Consider the following 5,395-nt stretch of genomic DNA (forward strand, 5'->3'; position numbering starts at 1 on the left):
TGTGGCGCCGGACTTCACGAGCGCGGCCGCCTGGTCGGGATCGGGCGCGAGATGCAGGTACGTGTAGAGGATCTGCCCGCGTCGCAACATCGCGCATTCCGCCGGTTGCGGCTCCTTGACCTTGATGATCATGTCGGCACGCGCGAAGACTTCGTCGGCGCCGTCGCAAAGCGATGCGCCCGCGGCCGTGTAGTCGTTGTCGAGCAGGCCGATCGCCGTGCCCGCGCCGCGCTGCACCAGGACGCGATGGCCGTGCCGCGTCAGTTCGTGCGCGCCGGCCGGCGTGAGGCCGACACGGTATTCGTGGTTCTTGATCTCTTTCGGCACACCGATCAGCATGAGTCGCCTCCATGGCCTTCGTTATCGTTGTCGTGCAGGTGCGCCATGCGGCGAACGATGCACGTGCGGCCGGTCGCGCCGGGGCGTATCGACCGCAGTACTGGAATAACAGGGTAGTAGTGCGCGGAGGGAAGTCAAGCGGACGGCCCACGCGCGCCTGCGGTCGCACTGCATTGCAACATGCGTCGTGGCGGGTTGCGACCGGACGTCGCAATGCGCGCGTTGCCGGGTTTCGGTATCGTCACGTGTGTCGCGAACCGGGGCCGCGTGCCGGCACCTGGCCGGCAACACATCGAGATAACGAGACAACGAGACGAGGACATCGATCGACATGACCGGAGCGTATTTCAGCGTGCCGACGCTTTGCGCAATCGCGCTCATTCACGTCTACTGGGCGTTGGGCGGGCAGCGCGGCAAAGGGGCGGCCATTCCGGAGCAGGACGGCGAACCGCTGCTGCGGCCGACTGCCATTGGCACGTTCGCGGTCGCGGCGGTGTTGCTGGGCGGCGCGTGCGTGGTCGCCGCGCGTGCCGGCTGGCTGGGGCCGAACGCGCATCACGGCACGATCTCGTTCGCGGTCGTTGCGTTCGCACTGATCTTTGCGGTGCGGGCCGTCGGCGATTTCCGTTACGTCGGCTTCTTCAAGCGGATTCGCGGGTCGCGTTTCGCACGCATGGACACGCTGTATTACTCGCCGCTTTGCGCGGCGCTGGCGCTGTCCATCGCGTCGATGTTCTGGCCGTGGTGAGCGCGCGTCTCAGCGCGCGGGCCCGTCCATCTCTTTAAGGAATTCCGCCGGCACGGTGTCGGTCAGCCATACGCCGTTTTCGGCGACGAAGAACGTGTGGCCTTGCCGATGCATGCGCAGCGCATCGACCTCGAGAATCACCGGCACGCCGTAGCGCGTGCCGACGGCCAGGGCCGTCCGGATGTCCGGCGACAGATGCACGTGATGACGGGCGCCCGGTTTCAGCCCTTGCACCCGAATCGAATCCAGGAAGCGCGTCGCGGTGCCGTGATAGAGGCGCTCGGGCGGCTGCGCGGCCGGATAACTGCGCTGCACGACGGGCGTCGAATGCCCTTGTACCGCACGGATGCGACGGCCGTCGTCGGAAAGGGCGAAGCGCTGCTTGTCGTTGGTCGCGCAGACGGTTTCGAGCGTCGCGCGATCGAGATGGAGCCCCTGGCGGGTGGCGCCGGCGATCAGTTCGTCGATGTCGGCCCAGCCTTCCTGGTCGAGTTGCAGCCCGATCGTCTGCGGCGCGTGGCGCAGCAGGTAGCTGAGGGTTCGGCTGATGCGGGTCGCGTCGGGCGCCGGCAGTTCATTCTTCTGTGTCTTCATGAGTCGCGGAGGCTACCAGACCGCCATGCAAACCGGCACTCCCGGGGGGGCTGCGTGGCTGGAAAGCGACAGCCTTCGGTGCAACTCGCCACACAACAATCGTCTATCTGACGCCCGCATCAGCCGGTAATCACGCGATTCCTGTGTGTTCCGGCTTCCGGATTTTTCAATTGTTGCGATTTTCGATGCATTGAATTGCATTGGAGTAACTCTTGATGGAACCGGTTCCATATATAATTCGCGGCACTTGTCGCCGGACCCGAAAGAGGGTCGTGCACGTCGCGCTTGCTGTCGGCAAACGCGGCGTCTAAGTTGAATGAGGGTCATGAGCGATGAGGGGCAGATGCGGGCAGATGCCGGTATTTGTCAGACGATAAGGCTCACAAAGAAGCCGATCCGTGCAGCGCATCCTGAATTGGCGCGACGCGCGGCTGCATGAAGGCGTTGCCGCGCATTGCACGGACGGCGCCTGCATCGTGGTTGTTCGCAACAGACGAAAGAACAGGACGGCCAGCCGCGTGCGGCATGGCTGCCATGCCGGACATGCCGCATGCGGAGTGCGCGCGTCCGGGCCCCGATCCCCAACGATCAACATCCGACCATGTCCACGTCACCTGACAAACCCAACTCGCGCCGCCGTTTCCTGCGCACGTCGGTCGCGCTCGTGCCGATCGCGTCGGTCGCCGGCTGCGACCTGCGCTCGTCGTCGCCGTCCGCGACGACCGGCAACGCGCCCGGTGCATCGGCCAACGCAGAACGCGCCCCGTACAAGCCGACCTTTTTCGATGCGAAGGAATGGGCGTTCGTCCAGGCCGCCGTCGACCGGCTGATTCCGGCCGACGCCGAAGGCCCCGGCGCGCTCGAATCGGGCGTGCCCGAATTCATCGATCGCCAGATGGAGACGCCGTATGCGCACGGCGCCACCTGGTACATGCAGGGGCCGTTCCAGCAGGGCGTGCCCGAGCTCGGCTATCAGTTGAAGCTGGTGCCGCGCGACATCTACCGGCTCGGCATCGCGGCGGTCAACCGCTATTGCGAGAAGACCCACGGCAAGGGGTTCGCGGATCTCGACGCGCCGACGCGCGACACCGTGCTCGGCGCGCTGGAGAAGGGCGGCGCGCAGATCGACGACGTGCCGCCCGGCGTGTTCTTCGGCCAATTGCTGCAGAACACGCGCGAAGGTTACTTCTGCGATCCGGTGCATGGCGGCAATCACGACATGGCCGCGTGGAAGATGATCGGCTTTCCGGGCGCGCGCGCGGACTTCATGGATTTCGTCAACCAGAGCGGCAAGCCCTATCCGTACGGCCCCGTCTCGATCAACGGGGAGCGCAGCTGATGGCCGCAGAGAAAAAACCGCATGTCGATGCGGTGATCGTCGGCTTCGGCTGGACCGGCGCGATTCTCGCGAAGGAACTGACCGAAGCGGGCCTGAACGTCGTCGCGCTCGAGCGCGGCGAGTATCGCGACACCTATCCGGACGGCGCGTATCCGAACACGATCGACGAGCTGACCTACAACATTCGCAAGAAGCTGTTCCTCGACCTGTCGAAGACGACCGTGTCGATCCGCCACGGCCTGCAGGACACCGCGCTGCCGTACCGGCAGCTCGCCGCGTTCCTGCCGGGCGAAGGCGTGGGTGGCGCGGGGCTGCACTGGTCGGGCGTGCATTTCCGGATCACGCCGGAAGAGCTGCGCCTGCGTAGCCACTATGAAGAGCGCTACGGCAAGAAGTTCATCCCCGAAGGGATGACGATCCAGGACACGGGCGTGACCTACGAGGAGCTCGAGCCGCATTTCGACTTCGCCGAGAAGGTGTTCGGCACGTCGGGGCAGGCGTACAAGGTCGGCGGCAAGGTGGTCGGCGACGGCAACGTGTTCGAAGCGAACCGCAGCGACAACTTCCCGCTGCCCGCGCAGCTCAACACGTATTCGGCGCAGCGCTTCTCCGATGCCGCCAAGTCGCTCGGCCTGCATCCGTACCGGCTGCCGTCGGCGAACACGTCGGGCCCGTACACGAACCCGTACGGCGTGCAGATGGGCCCGTGCAACTTCTGCGGCTACTGCAGCGGCTACGCGTGCTACATGTACTCGAAGGCATCGCCGAACCTGAACATCCTGCCCGCGCTGAAGCAGGCGCCGAACTTCGAGCTGCGCTCGAAGTGCCACGTGCTGCGCGTCGACCTCGACGATACGAAGAAGCGTGCGACGGGCGTGACCTACGTCGACCCGGCCGGGCGTGAAGTGCATCAGCCGGCCGATCTCGTGATCGTGGCCGCGTTCCAGTACCACAACGTGCACCTGCTGCTGCTGTCGGGCATCGGCAAGCCGTACGACCCGATCTCGGGCGAAGGCGTCGTGGGCCGCAATTTCGCATACCAGAACCTGTCGACGATCAAGGCGTTCTTCGACAAGGACACCTACACGAATCCGTTCATCGGCGCGGGCGGCAACGGCGTCGCGGTGGACGATTTCAACGCGGACAACTTCGACCACGGCCCGCTCGGCTTCGTCGGCGGCTCGCCGCTGTGGGTGAACCAGGCCGGCGTGAAGCCGATCAGCGGCATCGCGACGCCGCCCGGTACGCCGCAATGGGGCTCCGCGTGGAAGAAGGCGGTCAAGGACAACTACGCGCACACGATCTCGATGGACGCGCACGGCACCAACATGTCGTACCGCGACGTGTATCTCGACCTCGATCCGACCTATCGCGATTCGTACGGCCAGCCGCTGCTGCGGATGACCTTCGACTGGAAGGATAACGACATCAAGATGGCGCAGTACGTGACCGGGCAGATGAAGAAGATCGCGGAGGCGATGGGGCCGAAGGCGATCGGCGTGTCGACGCGCGAGTTCGGCAAGCACTTCGATTCGCGCGCTTACCAGACGACTCACCTCGTCGGCGGCGCGATCATGGGCACCGACCCGAAGACGAGCGTGCTGAACCGCTACCTGCAGTGCTGGGACGTGCACAACGTGTTCGTGATGGGCGCATCGGCGCTGCCGCAGGGCATCGGCTACAACCCGACCGGGATCATCGCGGCGCTGGCCTACTGGTCGGCACGTGCGATCCGCGAGCAATACCTGAAAAATCCCGCCCCGCTGGTGACCGTATGAAGAGGACGATGAACCACACCGTCGCGCGACGGATGTCGCGCGCGCTTGCGGCCGGTGCGGCCTGGGCCGCGTTCGGCTTCGCCGGCTCGACGGCGTTCGCGCAGCCGGCAGCCCCCGCGGCGGCTTCCGGCCCGGCTGCCGCACCCGTTGCCCAATCCGCCGACGCGGCCCTGATCAAGCGCGGCGAATACCTCGCGCGGGCAGGCGACTGCATCGCGTGCCACACCGCGAGCGGCGGCAAGCCGTTCGCGGGCGGGCTGAAATTCGACACGCCGATCGGCGGGATCTACTCGACGAACATCACGCCGGACCCGAAAACGGGCCTGGGCGGCTGGACGGTCGAGGACTTCACGCGCGCGGTGCGCGAAGGCGTGCGCAAGAACGGCGACACGATGTATCCGGCCATGCCGTTCCCGTCCTACGCGCGCCTGACCGACGACGACATGAAAGCGCTGTACGCGTACTTCATGCACGGCGTCGCGCCGGTCGAGCACGAGAACCGCGCGGTCGACATCGTGTGGCCGCTGTCGATGCGCTGGCCGCTCGGGATCTGGCGCAAGATGTTCGCGCCGACCCCGAAGCCGTTCGACGCGGAGG

5 protein-coding genes and 1 pseudogene are annotated in these 5,395 nt (G+C 65.9%); 4 read left to right on the forward strand and 2 right to left on the reverse strand.

Features of this window, described 5'->3' with window-relative positions:
- Window positions 1–339, reverse strand: a pseudogene (locus G3N93_RS33225) (alanine dehydrogenase); the annotation flags it as partial.
- Between the two features lie 331 nt (window positions 340–670).
- Between G3N93_RS33225 and G3N93_RS33230 the strand changes: the two are divergent.
- Window positions 671–1,087, forward strand: coding sequence for a DUF3995 domain-containing protein (locus G3N93_RS33230; RefSeq protein WP_206134858.1), 417 nt, complete (start codon window positions 671–673; stop codon window positions 1,085–1,087).
- Between the two features lie 9 nt (window positions 1,088–1,096).
- On the opposite strand, the gene G3N93_RS33235 is transcribed toward G3N93_RS33230, so the two are convergent.
- Window positions 1,097–1,681: an RNA 2'-phosphotransferase gene (locus G3N93_RS33235; protein WP_206123872.1), complete on the reverse strand. Its 585-nt coding sequence runs from the start codon at window positions 1,679–1,681 to the stop codon at window positions 1,097–1,099.
- Between the two features lie 601 nt (window positions 1,682–2,282).
- On the opposite strand from G3N93_RS33235, the gene G3N93_RS33240 reads away from it, so the two are divergent.
- From G3N93_RS33240 to G3N93_RS33250, 3 genes are all read left to right on the forward strand, one after another.
- Entirely contained in the window at window positions 2,283–3,020 is a 738-nt protein-coding gene (locus G3N93_RS33240) for a gluconate 2-dehydrogenase subunit 3 family protein (RefSeq protein ID WP_206134859.1), read from the forward strand.
- Window positions 3,020–4,798 (forward strand): GMC family oxidoreductase, encoded by a 1,779-nt coding sequence (locus G3N93_RS33245; protein ID WP_011355395.1) that lies wholly within the window; start codon window positions 3,020–3,022, stop codon window positions 4,796–4,798. The genes G3N93_RS33240 and G3N93_RS33245 overlap by 1 nt, the downstream gene beginning before the upstream one ends.
- Window positions 4,795–5,395 (forward strand): cytochrome c (locus G3N93_RS33250; RefSeq protein ID WP_206134860.1); only part of this gene is annotated, 601 nt, incomplete at its 3' end. The genes G3N93_RS33245 and G3N93_RS33250, both read left to right, overlap by 4 nt.

It is taken from the genome of Burkholderia sp. Se-20378, from assembly GCF_017104665.1.
Classification (GTDB): domain Bacteria; phylum Pseudomonadota; class Gammaproteobacteria; order Burkholderiales; family Burkholderiaceae; genus Burkholderia; species Burkholderia lata.

Bases quoted from the DNA above. Each gene is read 5' to 3' on its own strand.
- G3N93_RS33230 (WP_206134858.1), top strand. From the start codon at position 671: ATGACCGGAGCGTATTTCAGCGTGCCGACGCTTTGCGCAATCGCGCTC.
- G3N93_RS33235 (WP_206123872.1), bottom strand. From the start codon at position 1,681: ATGAAGACACAGAAGAATGAACTGCCGGCGCCCGACGCGACCCGCATC.
- G3N93_RS33240 (WP_206134859.1), top strand. From the start codon at position 2,283: ATGTCCACGTCACCTGACAAACCCAACTCGCGCCGCCGTTTCCTGCGC.
- G3N93_RS33245 (WP_011355395.1), top strand. From the start codon at position 3,020: ATGGCCGCAGAGAAAAAACCGCATGTCGATGCGGTGATCGTCGGCTTC.